Annotated in this window: 17 protein-coding genes and 3 tRNA genes; 11 read left to right on the forward strand and 9 right to left on the reverse strand. The window is 69.4% G+C overall.

From position 1 onward, the window contains the following. Positions 1–4: 4 nt before the first annotated feature. Complete coding sequence (locus CLV67_RS16730) at positions 5–1,627, reverse strand: chitinase (RefSeq protein ID WP_239165942.1); 1,623 nt, start codon at positions 1,625–1,627, stop codon at positions 5–7. 163 nt (positions 1,628–1,790) lie between these two features. Here CLV67_RS16730 and CLV67_RS16735 point away from each other — a divergent pair, with 163 nt between their 5' ends. Then, on the forward strand, positions 1,791–4,826 hold the full coding sequence (locus CLV67_RS16735; RefSeq protein ID WP_106319316.1) for an EAL domain-containing protein: 3,036 nt from the start codon (positions 1,791–1,793) through the stop codon (positions 4,824–4,826). A gap of 52 nt (positions 4,827–4,878) precedes the next feature. Here CLV67_RS16735 and CLV67_RS16740 read toward each other — a convergent pair whose 3' ends face one another. Next, positions 4,879–6,231: an FAD-dependent oxidoreductase gene (locus CLV67_RS16740; RefSeq protein WP_203736836.1), complete on the reverse strand. Its 1,353-nt coding sequence runs from the start codon at positions 6,229–6,231 to the stop codon at positions 4,879–4,881. A 252-nt stretch (positions 6,232–6,483) separates the two neighbouring features. Here CLV67_RS16740 and CLV67_RS16745 point away from each other — a divergent pair, with 252 nt between their 5' ends. The 6 genes from CLV67_RS16745 to CLV67_RS16770 all read left to right on the forward strand — a co-directional run bounded on the left by CLV67_RS16745 (position 6,484) and on the right by CLV67_RS16770 (position 9,842). Continuing rightward, on the forward strand, positions 6,484–6,969 hold the full coding sequence (locus tag CLV67_RS16745) for a YbaB/EbfC family nucleoid-associated protein (protein WP_170153899.1): 486 nt from the start codon (positions 6,484–6,486) through the stop codon (positions 6,967–6,969). Continuing rightward, complete coding sequence (locus CLV67_RS16750; protein WP_106319320.1) at positions 6,966–7,280, forward strand: hypothetical protein; 315 nt, start codon at positions 6,966–6,968, stop codon at positions 7,278–7,280. Before CLV67_RS16745 ends, CLV67_RS16750 begins: the two co-directional genes overlap by 4 nt. Continuing rightward, entirely contained in the window at positions 7,277–7,969 is a 693-nt protein-coding gene (locus tag CLV67_RS16755; RefSeq protein ID WP_106319322.1) for a WXG100 family type VII secretion target, read from the forward strand. Before CLV67_RS16750 ends, CLV67_RS16755 begins: the two co-directional genes overlap by 4 nt. Before the next feature lie 307 nt (positions 7,970–8,276). Then, positions 8,277–8,675, forward strand: coding sequence for a CdiA C-terminal domain-containing protein (locus CLV67_RS16760; RefSeq protein WP_106319841.1), 399 nt, complete (start codon positions 8,277–8,279; stop codon positions 8,673–8,675). 3 nt (positions 8,676–8,678) lie between these two features. Further along, on the forward strand, positions 8,679–9,128 hold the full coding sequence (locus tag CLV67_RS16765) for a SitI3 family protein (protein WP_106319324.1): 450 nt from the start codon (positions 8,679–8,681) through the stop codon (positions 9,126–9,128). Positions 9,129–9,284: 156 nt separating this feature from the next. Further along, positions 9,285–9,842: a phospholipase gene (locus CLV67_RS16770; RefSeq protein ID WP_106319326.1), complete on the forward strand. Its 558-nt coding sequence runs from the start codon at positions 9,285–9,287 to the stop codon at positions 9,840–9,842. 63 nt (positions 9,843–9,905) lie between these two features. Here the strand turns inward: CLV67_RS16770 and CLV67_RS16775 are convergent, their stop codons facing one another. Continuing rightward, complete coding sequence (locus CLV67_RS16775) at positions 9,906–10,997, reverse strand: glycoside hydrolase family 19 protein (protein ID WP_106319328.1); 1,092 nt, start codon at positions 10,995–10,997, stop codon at positions 9,906–9,908. A 138-nt stretch (positions 10,998–11,135) separates the two neighbouring features. Between CLV67_RS16775 and CLV67_RS16780 the strand changes: the two genes are divergently transcribed. Then, positions 11,136–11,870 (forward strand): class I SAM-dependent methyltransferase, encoded by a 735-nt coding sequence (locus CLV67_RS16780; RefSeq protein ID WP_170153900.1) that lies wholly within the window; start codon positions 11,136–11,138, stop codon positions 11,868–11,870. On the opposite strand, the gene CLV67_RS16785 is transcribed toward CLV67_RS16780, so the two are convergent. The 6 genes from CLV67_RS16785 to CLV67_RS16815 form a co-directional block, all read right to left on the reverse strand. Beyond that, on the reverse strand, positions 11,861–12,292 hold the full coding sequence (locus CLV67_RS16785) for a hypothetical protein (RefSeq protein ID WP_203736837.1): 432 nt from the start codon (positions 12,290–12,292) through the stop codon (positions 11,861–11,863). The genes CLV67_RS16780 and CLV67_RS16785 overlap by 10 nt on opposite strands. Continuing rightward, the gene (locus CLV67_RS16790) at positions 12,276–12,746 is read right to left on the reverse strand and encodes a peptidoglycan-binding domain-containing protein (protein WP_170153901.1); all 471 of its coding nucleotides are present in this window, start codon (positions 12,744–12,746) and stop codon (positions 12,276–12,278) included. The genes CLV67_RS16785 and CLV67_RS16790 overlap by 17 nt, the downstream gene beginning before the upstream one ends. Positions 12,747–13,800: 1,054 nt before the next feature. Further along, positions 13,801–13,872: transfer RNA gene (locus CLV67_RS16800), tRNA-Val, on the reverse strand. 42 nt (positions 13,873–13,914) lie between these two features. Next, positions 13,915–13,985, reverse strand: a tRNA-Cys gene (locus CLV67_RS16805). Positions 13,986–14,023: 38 nt separating this feature from the next. After that, positions 14,024–14,095, reverse strand: a tRNA-Gly gene (locus tag CLV67_RS16810). A 171-nt stretch (positions 14,096–14,266) separates the two neighbouring features. Beyond that, on the reverse strand, positions 14,267–14,455 hold the full coding sequence (locus CLV67_RS16815) for a hypothetical protein (RefSeq protein WP_106319843.1): 189 nt from the start codon (positions 14,453–14,455) through the stop codon (positions 14,267–14,269). A gap of 173 nt (positions 14,456–14,628) precedes the next feature. Here CLV67_RS16815 and CLV67_RS16820 point away from each other — a divergent pair, with 173 nt between their 5' ends. Genes CLV67_RS16820 through CLV67_RS16830 form a run of 3 tightly spaced genes read left to right on the forward strand, consistent with a single transcriptional unit; the run spans position 14,629 to position 17,676 of the window. Beyond that, on the forward strand, positions 14,629–15,471 hold the full coding sequence (locus CLV67_RS16820; protein WP_106319339.1) for an alpha/beta fold hydrolase: 843 nt from the start codon (positions 14,629–14,631) through the stop codon (positions 15,469–15,471). Beyond that, on the forward strand, positions 15,468–16,100 hold the full coding sequence (locus CLV67_RS16825; RefSeq protein ID WP_203736840.1) for a class I SAM-dependent methyltransferase: 633 nt from the start codon (positions 15,468–15,470) through the stop codon (positions 16,098–16,100). Before CLV67_RS16820 ends, CLV67_RS16825 begins: the two co-directional genes overlap by 4 nt. A gap of 7 nt (positions 16,101–16,107) precedes the next feature. Further along, positions 16,108–17,676 carry a bifunctional AfsR/SARP family transcriptional regulator/alpha/beta hydrolase gene (locus CLV67_RS16830; protein WP_106319341.1) on the forward strand — a complete coding sequence of 523 codons (1,569 nt, stop codon included), beginning with the start codon at positions 16,108–16,110 and terminating at the stop codon, positions 17,674–17,676. The last annotated feature ends 50 nt before the right edge of the window (positions 17,677–17,726 follow it).

The following is a 17,726-nucleotide window of genomic DNA, read 5'->3' on the forward strand; positions in this document are numbered from 1 at the left end:
AGGCTCAGCTGGTGACGGGTTCACCCGGCACGATGAACAGCGGCTTCCACGGGTCGTCGGGACTGATCGGGTACTCCGTCGAGGGCGCGTCGCCGGTGCTGGTCCACCGGGCCTCGTACGGCAGATCGTTGAACAGCACCTTCTGCCCGCGGGAGTAGATCGCCTCCGGCTTCCACTCGTCGGTCACACCGGTGACCGTCGGACTCGGTGACGGCGCCACGTCGGTCGAGGTCACCGGGCCGATCACCGACCACGGGGTGGGCGTGGTCGAGTCGCCGCCGGCGGACGGGTCGATGCCCTGGTTGGCCCACTTGGCCTCGTACACGACACCGTGCCAGACGACCTTGTAGCCGCGCACGTACTGGGCGGTGAGACGCCACACCGGGTAGGGGCTCTTCGCCGGGTCGTCGGTGACCGACGACTGCGCCGGGATGGTCACCGCCTCCCGGCCGGAGTCGCCCACGATCGCGCCCGGCAGGTCGGCGAAGACCTTGGAGAACGCCAGCTTCTCCTGGGAGACGCCACTGCACGTGTTGGAGTGCACGACCACGTTGGTGAAGGTGCCGGTGCACTGCGAGTCCCGGTTCAGCGACCACATCGACACCCGGCCGAGGCCGTTGTCGACGGCGAAGGCGGCCAGCCCCTGCGCGTCGGCCACGGTGAACCGCTCGGCGTCGATGTCGTTCTGCCCGATCATCGGGGTGGCACCGATCCGCGACCACACCTCGGGCCCGGTCAGCTGCACACCGAGCCGCAGGTAGAGGTCGGACAGCTGCTTGTGCGTGGCCTCCAGCGCGCTCTCGCCGAGCTCCAGCATGTCCGGGCTGGAACCGGCGGTGCCGTAGTCCATGATCATGACGTTGACGCCGCGCAGGGCGACTCCGCCCTCCAGGGTGGTCCGGACCGCGGCGATGCCGTCGTTCGTGAGTCCGGTCGGCGCGACCGGCAGGGTCAGCCACACGTCCAGGTTCTCGCCGGCCGCCTTCCGCTCGGCCTGCAACGTCTTCAGCGCGAGGGCGCGGCGCTGCAGGGACGCCGTGTCGGCGACGGCCGTGCCCTCGACGTCGAGGTCGAGGGTGTCGAGCTGGTACCGGCTCACCAGCTGCCGGTAGGCGTCGGTCAGCCGCGTCTGGTCGGTGCAGGCCACCGCCAGCTCGGTGTTGGTCAGGCCGCCGACACTGAGCATGATGTCGCCGCCGGCCGCCCGCAGCTGTTCGATCCGGCGGTCCAGTTCCAGCGACGCCGCCGCCTCGTCGGGCGTGTAGAAGCCGCCCCAGCTGGGCGCGCACCCGTCCTCCGGGTCGGCGACCACGAACGCGAGAGCCACGTCGTTGGCCGGGTTCACCGCCGGGTCCTGGAACTCGAACGTCGGGGTGAGCGTGACGTCGACGTACGGCACGGCCCACGATTTGACGGCCGGGCCGGCGTTGTCCCGGTAGTGGATCACCGCCGCCGTGCCGCCGGCTCCGAGCCCGGCGACCACCAGGATCAGGAAACTCAGCCGCAGCCAGGACAGTTTCTGGACCGGGCCCTCGGGCTCCTGCCAGTCCGGGTCGGCGAGCGGGTCGTCCGGTTCCGGCCGCACCAACTGCGGGGTGGCGGTCTGCATGGCTGCCCTCTCGTTCACGGATCGTCGTCGGTTTCTCGAATCGGCAGCCCGGCCGCCCGCTGAAGGCAACCGCGCCGAAACCTTCATGCGACCCGGCGCACCGGCCGATGGTTCCGGTCGACGGACACCGGCGGAACGCGCCGGGGACCGGCGTCCCATCCCCAGTGAGAGGCCATCCCACATGCAGCGCAAACCGGTGGACCAGCACCGGACCGACACCCCACGGCAGTGGGGCTCGGACCGGCGGTCGGCTCCCCACCCGCTGATTCCGCCACCCGTGTCCGAAGGCCGGATCGCCCGGGGCCGGCTAGCGATCGTCCTGACCATCGCGGTCTGGGCCTGCTACATCGCCTACACCGTGTTCGAGCAGTTCGTCGTCGGCAAGGCCAGCAGCGCGAAGCTGGTCGTCGAGGCCATCGTCTACATGCTGGTGGTCACCGCGCTGATGGGTTCGGCGATGGCCTACCTGATCACGCGGATCGGGTTCTTCTACCGCAGCCGGGCACACCACCGGGCGCCGCGGATCGCGCTGGACCCGTTCCTGGCCGGGCCGACCCCGACGGTGACCGTGCTGGTGCCCTCGTACCAGGAGGACGAACGGGTCATCAGGACCACGCTGCTGTCGGCGGCGCTGCAGGAGTACCCGGGACTGCGGGTCACGCTGCTCATCGACGACCCGCAGCAGCCCAAGACCCGGGCCGCGCGTGACCTGCTGCTCTCGGCCCGCGCCCTGCCCGGCGCGATCGAGTCCGAACTGGCCGTGCCGTTCGGTCGCGCGCAGGCGGCGTACGACCGGTTCGAGACCGCCCTCGACAGCCGCCCCACCCGGGTCGCGACCGTCGACGACATGCGTGACCTCGCGGCCGAGTTCCAGTCCGCGGTGGGCTGGCTGTACGGCCTGGGTCACCGGCAGGAGATGGTCGACCACACCGACACCTTCTTCGTCGAGCACATCGTCAACCGGCTCGGCGCCGACCTCGGCACGATCGCCGAGGCCTTGGAGCGCGGTGCCGCCGAGGAGGCGGTCCTCCCCGTCGAGCGGATGGTCCAGCTCTACAAGCGGCTGATGGCGATCTTCGACGCGACGGTGACCAGCTTCGAGCGCAAGCGGTACGTCTCGCTCTCCGGCGAGCCGAACAAGGCGATGAACCTGAACAGCTACATCGGCCTGATGGGCGGCAGCTACCAGGAGGTGAGCACCCCGATGGGGATCGCCCTGGTCTCCGCCGGGGCCGGCCGGGCCGAGGTGACCATCCCGAACCCGGACTACGTGCTCACCCTGGACGCCGACAGCGTGCTGCTGCCCGAGTACGCGCTGCGGCTGGTGCACCTGATGGAGCAGGGCGCCTACGCCCAGTGCGCGGTGGCGCAGACCCCCTACAGCGCGTTCCCGGGCGCGGCGACCCGCCTCGAGCGGATCTCCGGCGCCACCACCGACATCCAGCACATCGTGCACCAGGGCATGACCCACTACGGTGCGACATTCTGGGTCGGCGCGAACGCGGTGCTGCGCAAGAAGGCGCTCGACGACATCTGCGAGGCCGCCTATGAGGGCGACTGGGAGATCAAGCGCTACATCCAGGACCGTACGGTCATCGAGGACACCGAGTCGACGATCGACCTCGGGGTGCGCGGCTGGACGCTCTACAACTACCCCGAGCGGATGGCCTACAGCGCCACCCCGCCGGACTTCGGCTCGCTCGCCATCCAGCGCCAGCGCTGGGCCAACGGCGGCCTGCTCATCCTGTCCCGGCTCAAGGACCAGTTCCGGGCGAAGGCGGCACGCGGGCAGAAGAACCGCTTCGGCGAGCTGTTCCTCCGGGTCAACTACATGGCCTCCATCTTCTGGAGCTCCATCTGCCTGGTGATCATGCTGGCGTACCCGTTCAACGCCGACCTGCTCAACCCGGTGCTGCTGCTGGTGTCGGTGCCGTACTTCATGATGATGGCGGCCGACCTGAAGTACGTCGGCTACAAGCGCATGGACATCTTCCGGATCTACGGTTTCAACCTGATCCTGCTGCCGGTCAACCTCTCCGGCAGTTTCGCCTCGATCCTGCAACTGCTCACGGGCGAGAAGAGCCAGTTCAAACGTACGCCCAAGGTCCGTAACCGGACGACGGCGGCGACCACCTACCTGCTCGCGCCGCTCGCCCTGATCGCGCTCTGTGCCTACACCGCGGTCCGCGACGTGCAGCTCGCCCAGTGGGAGAACCTGGTCTTCGCGGTGATCAACCTGGTGCTCGCCTCGTACGCGATGATCGCCTTCGTCGGTCTCGGCAACACCGTGGTCGACCTGCTCACGCACCTCAAGGGCTGGCTGTACCGCCCGGTGCAGCCGAAGAGGAAGACCCGTGGCGCCGCCGCAGCCGCGAAGACCGCCCCGGCCACCGGCCACGCCGAGAACCGGGCGATGGCCGGCGCGATCGGCGACTGGGCGTCGGTGCTGCACTACGGCGCCGAGGGCAACTCCCCCGGCATGGTCGCGGTCCGGTCCTCGCAGGCGGCGGCGGCCAGCCGTCGCGGCCCGCGTGGTCCGCAGACATCCAGCTCGTTCGAGGAGTACACGTTCTTCACCGTCTTCCAGCCGATCTTCGAGCTGAAGTCCGGTGAGGTGGCCGGCTACGAGGCGCTGACCCGGTTCGCCGACGGCAGCAGCCCCGACCAGGGCCTGGCCGACGCGCAGGCACAGGGCCGGCACATCGACCTGGACGCCGCGCTGGTGCGGGCCGCGATGGCCTCGGCCGAGTCACTGCCGGAGGGCGCGTGGCTGTCGGTGAACGTCTCGGCCGGGCTGCTGCGACGCCCGCGGGAGATGGAACAGCTGCTGGCCGAGAGCACCCGGCCGATCGTGCTGGAGATCAGCGACGCCGATCCCGACGATCTGGCCGCGCTGCCGGCCGGTGTGCGGATCGCCGTCGACGACGCCGGCGCCGGGTACGACAGCCTGGCCCGGATGGAGTCGCTCAAGCCCGCGTTCCTGAAACTGGGACGGGCCGCGCTGGCCGGGGTCGAGACCGAGGGGGCACGGCGCGCGTCGATCCGTTCGATGGTCGAATTCGCAGCCGAGAACGGGTGCACGGTGATCGCCGAGGGCATCGAGTCGGCGCCGCAACGGGATGCGCTCGAGGCGTGTGGCGTACCGCTGGGTCAGGGTTTCTATCTCGGGAAACCGGTGCCGGTGGAGCGTGCGCTGGCCGACGCGGCCAGTCGCTGACGTGCGAAAAAGGGGGCCTCTCACCCGAGGGGCCCCCTTTTCGTCGTGTAGATCAGCCGCGCGAGATGGCGGTCATCTCGTCACGGTCGACGACCTTGATCCGCTTGCGGCCGTGCGGCTCGCCGAGCGCGATCTCGTGGGCGTCCAGCAGCTGCCAGCCGGCCCAGGTGGTGATCGGCAGGCCACGCTGCTCCAGGTAGACGATCGGGGCCTCCGGGTCGCCCTCCGGCGCGATCGGCAGCCGGCCCTCGGTCTGGTCCTCCATCAGGCTCGCGACCGTTTCGCCGGAGCATCCCTTGGTGTGGCCGATGAGGCCGACCGGGCCGCGCTTGATCCAGCCGGCCACGTACGTGCCGGGCACGTGCTCGCCGTCCAGGTCGATGACCCGGCCGGCGGCGTGCGGAACCGTGCCGGTGCGGGTGTCGAACGGCAGGTCCGGCAACGCGCTGCTCAGGTAACCCACGGCGCGGTAGACGGCCTGCACGTTCCAGTCGGTGAACTCGCCGGTGCCGCGGACCCAGCCGTCGCCGGTCAGCTCCTGCGTCTCGGTGCGCAGGCCGACGACCTTGCCGTTCTCGCCGAGCACCTCGACCGGCGCCTGCAGGAAGTACAGGTGCAGGCGGCGCGGCCGGTCCCGCGGGTCGCGGACGGCCCAGTTCTGCAGGATGTCGACGCACATCTTGATGTGCCGGGTCTGTCGCATCGCCTCGAGGCTGGCCTCGTCGAACTCGATGCCCTCGGGGTGGACGATCACCTCGACGTTCTCCGAGTGGTCCAGCTCGCGCAGCTCCTGCGGGGTGAACTTGACCTGGCCCGGGCCACGGCGCGAGAACAGGTGCACGTCGGTGACCGGGCTGTTCTTCAGCGCCTGGTAGACGTTGTCCGGGATCTCGGTGACCAGCAGCTCGTCGGCGGTCTTGGCGAGGATCCGGGCCACGTCGATCGCCACGTTGCCGGCGCCGATGACGGCGACCTCTCTGGCCTCCAGCGGCCAGTCGCGCGGCACGTCCGGGTGGCCGTTGAACCAGGAGGCGAAGTCCGCGCCGCCGAAGCTGCCCTGCAGATCGATGCCGGGGATGTCGAGGGCACGGTCCTTCTCGGCGCCGGTCGAGATGATCGTGGCGTCGTAGAATCGGTTCAGTTCCTCGGGCTTGACGTCGACGCCGTAGGCGACGTTGCCGATGAACCGGATCCTGGGGTTGTCCAGGACCCGGAAGAGCGCGTTGACGATCTCCTTGATCCGGGGGTGGTCGGGCGCCACGCCGTACCGGATCAGTCCGTAGGGGGTCGGCAGCTTGTCGAAGATGTCGACGGTGACCGTCTCCGATGCCTTGATCAGATGGTCGGCGGCGTAGATACCGGCCGGGCCGGCTCCGATGACGGCAACTCGCAGGGGGCGGTTCATGGTCGCTTCCTAACTCGCGCTTCGATTCCGTCAGCCAAGATCGACGGCAGGCCGAGGCGACCATAAAACCTCAACCTAGGTTCAGATCAAAGCGACCCGGGTCACCAAATCCCCCAAACCGGACTTAGGTCACCCTTACAAAAGACGCTGAGCTGGGAAAACAGCAATTTCTGTGTAACGGGTCTCTCCGGTTATCCACATCCCGGAGTTCAGGACCGTGGGCATCGATGAATCTTGCTAGCTTCGATGTCCATGGATGAGCTGCTGGACCCTGATGCGTCCCGTTCCCACCTGCGTGACTGGCAGGACCGCATCGCACGGACCGCCGCGAACACCCGCGAGGCCGGCGACCGCATCGCCGCGATCCGGGCCACCGCCCGCGACGGCAACGGCCTCACCGAGGTGACCGTCGACTCCTCCGGCGCCCTCCTGGACATCCGCTTCACCGACCGCATCCAGCGGACCCCACCCGACGCCGTCACCCGCGCCGTGATGGACGCCGCCCAGGGCGCCCGCGTCCGCGCCGCCGAGGAGTCCCGCCGGATCATCGACGACATCCTCGGCCCGGACTCGGTCGCCGGCCGAGCCATCGCCGATCGCATCGCCAACCCGCCGTCCTCCCACCCGGCCTCCCGACCGCCTTCGCACCCCGCGTCCCCACCGCCTTCGCACCCGGCGTCCCCACCGCCTTCGCACCCGGCCTCCCGCCGGCCGGAGCACCTGTGGGACCTTCCGTGAGCGACGGCTTCATCGCGGACCCCGCACAGATTCGCGCCCACGCCGCGAGGGTCGCCGCCATCCGCGAACGGTTCGGCGCGATCACCGCCGCAAGCGCGGCCATCACCCGGGACGACGCCGCCTACGGCCTGCTCTGCGGCTGGATGGCAGGCATCCTCGGCGAACGGCTCGATTCCCAGAGGACCATCCATGCGTACGTGGAGGAGAACCTCCACCTGGCCGAGGAGTCCCTCCTCCGCACCGGCCGTGACTACGACGACGTCGACATGGCCGCCGCGGACCGCATCCGTGGAGCGGGGAACGGCCGATGACCCTCGTCGCCGCTGCGTCGCCCACCGCCACCGCGACCACCGGGCTGTCTCTCGCCGAGAGCTTCCAAGGCACCCTCCGGGCCGTGGAGAGCGGCGGCTGGGCCGATCGTGCCCTGGCCGGCGGCGCCTTCGCGGCCGAGACGGCGGCCACCGTCCTCGACCCGTTCAGCGCGTTGCTGGCCAACGGTCTCGGGTGGGCGATGGAACACTTCGAACCACTCCGCGAGATCCTCGACAAGCTCGCCGGACTGCCCGACGTGGTAGCCGCCCACGCCGCGACCTGGCGGAACATCGCGGCTGAACTCGACTCGATGTCCGCCGACCTCAAGGACTGCCTGAACGCCGACCTGCCGGACTGGCAGGGGACCGCAGCGGACACCTACCGGAACCTGATGGGCAACAACGTCAACGCGCTCGGCGGTCTCGGCGTCCTGGCCCAGACCATGTCGGCGGCCACCGAGGCCGCCGGCAACCTGGTCACCTTCACCCGGGACCTCGTACGCGACCTCATCTGCGACCTGATCGCCCGAGTCATCGTCTGGGCCGCCGAGGCGTTGCTGGTCGTCACGATCCCGGTGGTGGCCGCACAGATCGCGGTGGCAGTGACGAAGTGGGCGATGCGGATCGCGAGTTACGTCGGCGCCCTGATCACCAGCCTCAGCAACCTGACCCGGCTCCTCAACGGCTGACCACGCGATGACCCCGAGACCCCGAGGCCACGACGGCGACCCCGACGGACCCGGCCAGACCCGCCCGCACGGCGCGGCCGGCGTCGGAGGCGGAGGCGGGGGCGTCCGCTCCGACGAGGCGATGGCGAGCGCGTTCTCCCAGGCCGGCCGCGCCGGCAACGGCCCTGCCAGCACACCGTCCGACATCGCCAACGGCCAGCCCCAGCACCTGACCACCCACCCCACCGGCCCTTTGGGCGGCACCCCGACCGGCAAACCGAAAGAGATCACGTTCAGCAACGATCGCACCAATCAGCGTTCCGATGAGATGGAAAACTCAGGAGCCACGGCCCTGGCGGCTTCCGGCTACCGCGTCAAGCAGAATCCGTCGACCGAAGAGGTGGCACAGGCGCGCACAAACACCGGCGACACCGGCAGGTCGGTGAAGAACCCCGACTACCTGATCGAAGGGCGCGTTTTCGACTGCTACTCCCCGACTGAGCCAGAGAAGTCAACGCGAGGCATCTGGACCGAATCGAGGAACAAGGTCATTAAGGGGCAAACGCAGCGTGTCGTGGTAAACCTCGAGGATTGGCGAGGAGATTTCGGCGCTCTCCAGCAGCAATTCGACAAATGGCCCGTGGCCGGTCTCAAGGAGCTCAAAGTGATTACTCCAGAAGGCGAAATAGTTCAAATCGACCTACCCCGCTCCAGCGATCGGGAGTGAGACATGTCGGTTGACTACAGCCTCACAATCGCGACCGACGCAACCGCTGTCCAGGTCGCAGCCCGCGGACTGCCCCATCAAACCGAGTGGATGCCTGGTACCGGCACTGCGCTGTCGGTAAATCTGTATGAGACCTTGGGCATCGATCTCTCGATCTTGAGTGACCGCCACGGTTATGTCGACGCGATAACGGACGAGGGCCGGTTCGAATGGGAACCAGATCCGTTGGTTACGGTGATCTTCGATCTGGATGGGCAGATCGGCCACGAGCAAGCGGCCGCAAACATGATCAATATCGTGCGACGGCTGCTGGATACAGGCACCGAAGACATGGCGCTCGTCATCAACGGCGACCTTCTACTGCTCGCACGCTTCGGCGGCAAGCTGGTCAAACACAACCGTGAACGGTGGTGGCGGCACTATCCCGGGGCTGAACAGGTGATCTTTGGGTAGCGCCCGTTTGCGCGGGGATCGACAAACGGCAATCTTGTGCTGGGCTTGCGTCCAGTCCGGGGCTCCAGACTTAGTGATCGTTCGGGTTACCTACCGGTAGCCCGGGCGCCCACCGGCAGCCCGTTCCAGCGGGACGGGCCGTTCGAAGGAGCCCCGATGTCCGCGACACCACCGGTTGCGACGACCGCCGCTCATCACTCCCCCGCCCTGCCCCGACTGTTCCGCGCTCTGTCGGCCGCGCTTCTCGCTCTCGCCATGCTCCTCGGCGTGAGCGGCCCCGCGAACGCCGCGACCGCCGCACAGAAGCTGGCCGTCCTGCAGTCCTTCACCCAGACCTCCGCCGCCTCCTACAACAGCTGGAACGCCGCCCGCAGGAATCAGGCCGCCTGGGCGGCGTACGGCTTCGCATGGGGTACCGATTTCTGCTCGGCGAGCCCGGACCGGCCGCTCGGGTTCGACTTCACCCTGTCCTGCCACCGGCACGATTTCGGATACCGGAACTACAAAGCGGTCGGCGCTTTCACGGGTGCCGCCAAGAGCCTGGTCGACTCGGCCTTCTACGCCGATCTGAAACGGACGTGCGCCACCTACTCGGTGGCCGTGCGCCCGGCCTGTTACAGCCTCGCGTGGACGTACTATCAAGCGGTTTCGCTCTTCGGTTCGCTCGCCTCGGTGGACTCCGCCGATGTGGAAGCGGCCGCCGCCCTCATGTGACGTGAAAAGCTCACCGCTGTCCCCGGTCTTCCGGAGACAGCGGTGAGCGACAGCCGTACAGAATCAGCAGTAAAGGTTTGCCCCTGGGGTGACGCCGAGGATCCCGGCGAACCGCTGGTAGGCGGTGACCCGGCTCTGGACCTGGGCGGGGTTGCCGCCGTTGCACTCGAGCGAGCCGTTGATGCTGCGGATCGTCTCGCCGAATCCGCGGCTGTTGACCATGGCGTCGTGCGGGGTCATGGTGCCCGGGCCGCGCTGGGTCATCCAGTACCAGACGGCGGTCTGGTACGCGACGGACGCCTCGTTCTTGACCCGGTCGGGGTTGTTGAGCAGGTCGATGCCGAGCGCGTCACCGGCCGCCTTGTAGTTGAAGTTCCAGCTCAGCTGGATCGGCCCGCGACCGTGGTAGGCGCTCTGACCGGCGGGGCACCCGTACGGCTGGCTGCGGTCGCAGTAGAGCGGCCAGTTCGCCTGGTTGATCTCCTCGACGTAGACCAGACCGCCGGACTCGTGGTTGATGTTCGCGAGGAAGGCCGCGGCCTCCTGCTTGCGGATCGTGTCGCTGCCGGCGCCGGTGAACGCCGGGTACTTCTTGACCGCGTCGATCAGGCCGGAGTACGAGTAGAACGCGATCCGGTTCGGGAACATCTGGTTGAACTGCGCCTCGCTGACCGGGAAGCTGCCCGGGTTGGTCGGCGGGTTGGTCGTGCCGCCACCGGTGCAGGTGTACGGCGACCAGTACCAGGTGCTGATGACCGGGTCGTAGCCCGGGTTCTCGTGGGTGGCCCGGTAGTACTGGCCGTTGGTGTACCGCACGATCGAGCCGGCCGCGTAGAACTGTCCGGCGACCCAGTTGGGGTGATTGCAGCCGGTAGCGGGCGGCGGGTTGGTCGTGCCGCCGCCACAGGCGCCGTTGTCGGCCCACACGCCGGAACCGCCGGTGCTCGGCGTCTCGCCCTGGGTCCACCACTTGGCGGTCCAGTTCTTGCCGTTGTAGGAGGCGCGCTGGCCGCCGGTGTAGACGGCGGAGTTGTTGTACGCGGCGACGCAGGCCTCGGCGGCGTTGGATGCCGTCATGGGCAGGATCGCGGCTGCGGCGCCGGCCACGGCGACACCGACAGCGGCCATAAGGGATAGAAGCCGTCTCTTGGGCATGGTTCACCTTCCGTACGCCGGGGGACGCACTGGAGCGAGAGGGATGAGAGGTATATCGACTCAACTAGATCCCGGCGCTCGGCGTCAAGGCATCTGTTAAGAAAGTTCAAAAAAGGTGAACCGCTTAGAGTGTCGATCGTGGACGTGTTCGGATCGGTTGCGGAGTTGTACGAGACGGCGCGCCCCGGGTATCCACCGGAAATCGCGGCCGCGATCGTCGACCACCACGGCGGCCGCCCTGCCTCGGTGGCCGAGATCGGCGCGGGCACGGGTAAGGGAACCGAGGTGCTGGCCGCCATCGGCGCACCCCTGACCTGCATCGAGCCGGATCCGCGCATGGCGGCGCTGCTGGCCCGGCGGTTCCCGTCCGCCACCGTGCACGCCGGCACCTTCGAACAGTGGCCACCGCCTGCGGGCGGCGTCGACGTGCTGGCCTGCGCGATGGCGTGGCACTGGCTCGACCCCGCCACCCGCAACACGCGCGCCCGGCGAGCACTCGCACCTGACGGCACACTTGCGATCTTCGGGCATCGGTACGACTACGCGGACGCCGCCCAGCGCGAGGCCGTCACAGCCGTTCTGCACGCCGTCGACCCCGACGTCCGGGAACGTCCGGTCGACTGGTTCGAGCAGGACGTGTTCGACAGCGGCGAGTTCACCGACGTACGCAAGGAAGTGATCCGCCGCGACCTGCCCCTGAGCGGGGATCAGTATCTGGCCCTGGTGGGCACCTTCGGCCCGTTCCTGTCCCGCACGCCGCAACAGCAGCGTGCGGGGCTGGAAGCACTCGGCCGCCTGGTCGACGACTTCGGCGGCACCATCGTCCTGAACCTGCGGACCACCCTGGTCCTGGGCCGGGCCGGTCAGTCCTGAGCCTGAGCGGCCGGGATGTCGATCCGCTCGGTGTGACTCGCCCCGATCACCTCGACACCCTTGGTGCCGAGCAGACCGGTCAGGTCGAGTTCGACGACGTACGGGACGATCGCCGGCTGACCGATTTCGGGCATCGTGCCGATGACCTCGATGCCCCAGTACTCCGGCTGCTGCACGTAACGCCGGGGATTGAGCGTCACCTCCATGTTCGCCCACGGCTTCTGGCCGGAGACGACCAGCATCGGCGGCGGAGGAGGATAGATCATCAGGGATACGGCATCGGCTCGCTCGAAGTCGATGAGCCGGGCCACCTCGGCGGCCTCCACCGGCCCCTCCAGGCCCACCGGTTCTTCCCGACCCACCGGTTCTTGCGGGCTCACCGGCTGTTCGGGGCCGGGACCGGCGTCAGGCGCTTGCGACATGCTGCAGACCTACGACGAACTCGAGTGCCAGCGGCTGCGCGGTCCAGGTCTGCTGCCCGACGACGCCGTCCACCGGGATGCCGGCCCACTTCTGGAAAGCGCGCACCGACGCCTCGGTGTTCGCCCCGAAGTGCCCGTCGGTGCCCTGCGGTGTCGTCTCCCACAGACCCGCAGCGCCCAGCGTCAGCACCTGCTGCAGGCTGCGGACCGCGTCTCCCTGCGTGCCCTGCCGCAACGTCGGCATCGGGCTGCCGTCCGGAAGCGCGTTCCACGTCGCCGCGTCGACCGTACCGGTGACCGGCAGTCCCTCCGCCTTCTGGAAGGCCTTCGTGGCGTCCTCGGTCTTGGGCCCGAAAGTGCCGTCCACGACCAGTGCGGTGTTCGGGGTCCGGCGGAGCGCGCGTTGCGCCTGCTTCACGGCGTCACCGGTGGCGCCGGGGCCGACTGTGGGCATTCCTTTGTTGGCCATCATGCTCCCTGTTCAGCAGCTCATCACCCGGAGCCCCTGCGCCGGGGAAGCGAAGTGTATCGACGAACATCTCTTTGAACCTTGATGGAGACGCTTATCCGACCGATGTACGAGCCTTCGCTGCGGGCCGGGCTCGCCCGGGTTGCCACCTTGGCCCTGGCAGGCCCGCGAGCCGCACGCGGGGGCGTCTTCGGGCTACCCGATCGCACGGCTGCCCCGTTTGCATTCCGCGTCTCGCTCTTGTGTGCGGTTCTCGCACCTCTGCGCGATTTCGCTCCTATGCGCGATCTCGCTCCTGTACGACTTCGCCGAACTTGTGCACGCTTCGCCGCTCGGCCGAACTTGTGCACGCTTCGCCGCTCGGCCGATCTTGTGCACGCTTCGCCGCTCGGCCGATCTTGCGGACTTTCTCGTATGCCGATCTTGTGCGACTTGCCGCCTGGTCGATCTGGTGCCGGTTCACCCGACCTGGCGGCAACGCTCGCACCACGTCACCCGACCGCTGTCGATCTTGGGCAAGGTAGCCGCCAGGGCAACGAAATGCGTGCAAGGTCGCGGCGGGCGACGACCAGCGCCCCAGATCCCCAGGGTGTGGATGCGCTGGGCGGCAGCCTCCTGGCTGCAGATGCACGGGCGCTACTCAGCTGAGGCGGCCGGCGCCAAACGAGGAGGCGGCACGGATTGGCGGCTCAGGGGCTTGGCGGCGCTCACGGCGGCTACGGGACGGTCGCTCGGCCGGAGCAGCGGGGGGAACAGACAGGACAGAGCGGACATAGGGCCGAACGCCGCAGAGGTAGATCTAGCGCGTTTTCGCCCCGTCTGCCGCCCAAAACGCCCAAGATCGCGCAAGATCCCGCGACGCGACGCGACGCGACGCGACGCGAGGCGACGCGACGCGAGGCGACGCGACGCGAGGCGACGCGAGGCCACTGAGTGAGGTGAAGCAGAGTGACGAGGAACGCCAGAGACGGTCATGAGGCTCTGGCGGATACGGAAACGGCCGACCGCCCTGGAAGGGCTGCCGACCGGATCGAGCAAGTGGGCGATACTGGGATCGAACCAGTGACCTCTTCCGTGTCAGGGAAGCGCGCTCCCGCTGCGCCAATCGCCCTTGCACCCAGCTTGTAACACCCAGCTTCCGAAGAAGCGAGCGAGGTGGAGACGGGATTTGAACCCGTGTACACGGCTTTGCAGGCCGTTGCCTCGCCTCTCGGCCACTCCACCGAGGCGGCCGATGCAAGGATCAGCAACAGCCTTCTCCGAGCGGAAGACGGGATTCGAACCCGCGACCCTCACCTTGGCAAGGTGATGCGCTACCACTGCGCCACTTCCGCTTGCTCCGCCCGGTTTCCCTGGCGACGGAAGAAACCTTAGCCGAGCCCCCGGCCCGATGCCAAAGCACCCCCCGCCCTAAGCGTTTCACCGCTGGTCAGAGCACCGGCAAGACCGCAGGCCGCACACCCGGCACGACCGCAGGCCCGACGGGGCCGCGGGCGGAGCACGGGTCAGCGCGTCTCGTCCAGGAGACGCCGTACCTCGGCGACCAGCTCGGCCTGGAATGCGGCGACGCTGCCGTCGACGACGCCGATCCGGTAGTCCTGGCCGGTCTCGGGGTCGTTCGCGCGGGATCCGTCGCGAACTCCGGCGGCGCCGTCGGTGTGACCGGCGTTGTACGCCACGAATGCTTCTTCCATGGGGGCCTCCTCGAACACGCGCGACAATCTCGCACGTCAGCCGGTTGCCGCAATACCGGCCGATCCGGCAGGCCGGCGTCAGCCGGTTGCCAGTGGCCGGACAGACGTGCGCGTAAGTCTTCACGCAAAACCACCGCCTGAGGTTCAGGCGGAGGTGTCGAGGAGAAGATGACATGCGTGGAACGGCCGAGCGGGACGGAATACGGCTCGCGTACGAGGTGAACGGCGACGGCGATCGGACCATCGTGCTGTTGCCGGCCTGGATGGTGACGAACCGGCGGATGTGGGCGGCCCAGGTCACGGCGTTGTCCGGACGGTTCCGGGTGGTGACCTACGACGCACGGGGAAGCGGCGGGTCGGACCGCCCGCTCGATCCGGCGGCGTACGCCCCGAAGGAGCTGGTGGCCGACCTGCTGACGGTGCTGGAGACGACGGGGACCGATGAGGCCGTGCTGGTCGGCAACTCGCTGGGCGGCCTGATCGCGCTGCTGGCCGCCGCACGATTTCCGGACCGGGTGTCCGGTCTGGCGCTGATCGGCCCGACGGTCGACGTGATCGGAACGACGCCGAGCGCGTTGCAGCTGGCCATGGCACGGTTCGACACCGAGGTGGAACCGGGTGACGGCTGGGCGCGATACAACCGGCACGCCTGGGTGCGGGACTACCGCGGTTTCGTGGAGTGGTTCGTCGACACGGCGCTGGGGCCGGAGGGCACGGCCGAACAGCGGGCGGCCGGCGTCGCCGCGGGCCTCGACAACACGCCGGAGGTGCTGGCCGCGACCGTCACGAGCCGCGCCGAGCAGCCTGTCCACCTGCGGGCGGTGCGATGCCCTGCGCTCGTGATGAACGGGGACCGGGACGCGATCTGCCCGCCGGAGTGGGGCCGGGCGCTGGCGGACCGGCTCGGAGCCAGGCACGTCGGCCTGCCGGGGGCGGGCCACTGCCCGCACGTGACCCGCGCCGCGACCACGGCGGCCCTGATCGCGGAGTTCGCGGCGGAGAGGGGGCTGCCGTGACGGGCAATCCGGTACGCGGCCGCCTCAACGCCGGCGTGCTGCGGGCCCTGGACGGCTACGCCCACCGCGTGCTCGGGGAACACAAGCGGCGAATGTTCGCGGACCTGCCGCAGACGGTGGTCGAGATCGGACCGGGCACCGGCGCGAATCTGCGGTACTACCGGCCGGGCACCCGGCTGGTGGCGGTGGAGCCCAACCCGTACATGCACAAGGTTTTGAAGAGCACCGCGGAGCGGGACCGGATCGCCCTGGATCTCCTGCCGGGAGCGGGGGGTGCGGAGTCGATCGATCTGCCGGACGCCTCGGTGGACGCGGTGGTCAGCACGCTGGTGCTGTGCACGGTCCCGGATCCGGCGGCGGTGCTGCGCGAGGTCCGCCGGGTACTGCGGCCGGGCGGGCGGCTGCTCCTGCTGGAGCACGTCCGGGCCGAGGAGCGCAGCGGCCACGCGGTCGTCCAGCGGCTGGTGGCCCGCCCGTGGCGATGGTTCTTCGAGGGCTGCGACGTGGGCCGGGACATCGAGGGCATGCTGCGGGATGCCGGTTTCGCGACGGTACGGGTGGACCGCCACCGGGCACGGTCGGTGCTGGTGCCGATCAATCCGCAGATCGTAGGAGTGGCGGTGCGATAGTCGTCGTGTGAGGTTCCGGGTTCTCGGCGCCGTCCGGGCGTACGACGAGCAGGGTGCGCCGGTCGCGCTGGGCGACCGGCGCCGCGCTCTGCTCGCCGTGTTCCTGGCCCGGGCCGGACGGATCGTGCCTGCCGACCGGCTGGCTGACCTGCTGTGGGGCGACGACGCGCCGGCGGATCCGGCGGGCGCTCTGCACAGCCAGATCTCGCGGCTGCGCCGGACCCTGCCGGGCATCACGATCGACACGGTGCCGCCCGGTTACGTACTGCGGATCGACCCGGACGAGATCGACGCCGGACGGTTCGACCGGCTGGTGGCGCTGGCCCGGGAGGGTGATGCCGCGGATCTGCTCGGTGAGGCGCTGGGTCTGTGGGCCGGTCCCGCCTACGCCGGGTTCGCCGACTCCGAGGTGGCCCGGCTGGAGGCGATCCGGCTGGAGGAGGCCCGGCTGCACGCGACCGAGGCCTGGCACCGGGCGCTGCTGGCGGCGGACCGGCCGCGCTTGGCGGAACTCGAGGCCTTCGTCGCCGGTCACCCTCTGCGGGAACAGGCGAGAGACATATTCATGCGTACGTTGTACGCGCTCGGCCGCCAGGCCGACGCCCTCGAGACCTACCGGGAGTACGCCGACCGCCTCGCCGACGAGCTGGGTCTCGAACCGTCCGCGGCGATCCGGGACACCCGCCTGCTCATCCTGCGGCACGACCTGCCGGGGCCGCCGCCGGCCGTCACGCCGGCACCGCTGTCGGCGCTCGCGGCCCGCTATCTGACCGCTCCGGGCGGCCGCACGATCGCGACGGCGACGCTGGGCGAGGGCCCGCCGCTGGTGGCGCTGCCCGGCTGGGTGTCGAGCATCGACGTGATCGCCTCCGGCCGCGATCCCCGTTCGTCGCTGCTGCAACGCCTGGTCGCGCACGTCCGCCTGACCGTCTATGACCGGTACGGCACGGGCCTGTCCCGTGGCCCGGTCGACGACTTCGGCCTGGAGGCCGCGGTCGGCGAGCTGCGGGCGGTGGTGGACCGGATCGGTGGCCCGGTGCACCTGCTGGCCATGTCGGAGGCGGGCCCGATCGCGGTGGCGCTGGCCGCCGCGCACCCGGAGCTGGTTTGTGGGCTGGTGTTCTTCGGCACGTTCGCCGACGGCCCGGGCACCTTTCTGCGGCCGGATCTGAACGCGGCGCTGGTCACGATGGTGCGCACGCACTGGGGCATGGGCGCGAAGCTGTTCGCCGACCTGTACCGGCCGGACGCCACCGACGACGCGGCCCGGCACCTGGCCGAGGTGCTGCGCGACTCGGCGGACCGGGACGTGGCCGCCGAGTACCTGGCGGAGACGTACGTGGCGGACGTGTCGGCGTTGCTGGCCGAGGTCCGGGCACCGGCGCTGATCCTGCACTACCGGGGGGACCGCGTGATCCCGTTCGCGGGCGGGCGGCAGCTGGCGGCCGGGCTGAAGGACGCCCGCCTGGTTCCGCTGGACGGTCGCTACCACCTCCCGGACGCCGCCGACCTGGACCGGCTGACCGACGTGATCGTCGGTTTCCTGCGGGAGAACGGGTCGCCGGACGGTTCGTGACCGGGTTGCAACGACGCGGCACCCCATTTTGCAGCGCCGCAACCGTCATG

It is taken from the genome of Actinoplanes italicus (genome assembly GCF_003001815.1).
GTDB lineage: Bacteria > Actinomycetota > Actinomycetes > Mycobacteriales > Micromonosporaceae > Actinoplanes > Actinoplanes italicus.

Coding starts and splice junctions, on each gene's coding strand:
- CLV67_RS16735 (WP_106319316.1), top strand. CDS start 1,791: ATGCAGCGCAAACCGGTGGACCAGCACCGGACCGACACCCCACGGCAG.
- CLV67_RS16740 (WP_203736836.1), bottom strand. CDS start 6,231: ATGAACCGCCCCCTGCGAGTTGCCGTCATCGGAGCCGGCCCGGCCGGT.
- CLV67_RS16745 (WP_170153899.1), top strand. CDS start 6,484: ATGGATGAGCTGCTGGACCCTGATGCGTCCCGTTCCCACCTGCGTGAC.
- CLV67_RS16755 (WP_106319322.1), top strand. CDS start 7,277: ATGACCCTCGTCGCCGCTGCGTCGCCCACCGCCACCGCGACCACCGGG.
- CLV67_RS16760 (WP_106319841.1), top strand. CDS start 8,277: ATGGAAAACTCAGGAGCCACGGCCCTGGCGGCTTCCGGCTACCGCGTC.
- CLV67_RS16765 (WP_106319324.1), top strand. CDS start 8,679: ATGTCGGTTGACTACAGCCTCACAATCGCGACCGACGCAACCGCTGTC.
- CLV67_RS16770 (WP_106319326.1), top strand. CDS start 9,285: ATGTCCGCGACACCACCGGTTGCGACGACCGCCGCTCATCACTCCCCC.
- CLV67_RS16775 (WP_106319328.1), bottom strand. CDS start 10,997: ATGCCCAAGAGACGGCTTCTATCCCTTATGGCCGCTGTCGGTGTCGCC.
- CLV67_RS16785 (WP_203736837.1), bottom strand. CDS start 12,292: ATGTCGCAAGCGCCTGACGCCGGTCCCGGCCCCGAACAGCCGGTGAGC.
- CLV67_RS16790 (WP_170153901.1), bottom strand. CDS start 12,746: ATGCCCACAGTCGGCCCCGGCGCCACCGGTGACGCCGTGAAGCAGGCG.
- CLV67_RS16815 (WP_106319843.1), bottom strand. CDS start 14,455: ATGGAAGAAGCATTCGTGGCGTACAACGCCGGTCACACCGACGGCGCC.
- CLV67_RS16820 (WP_106319339.1), top strand. CDS start 14,629: ATGCGTGGAACGGCCGAGCGGGACGGAATACGGCTCGCGTACGAGGTG.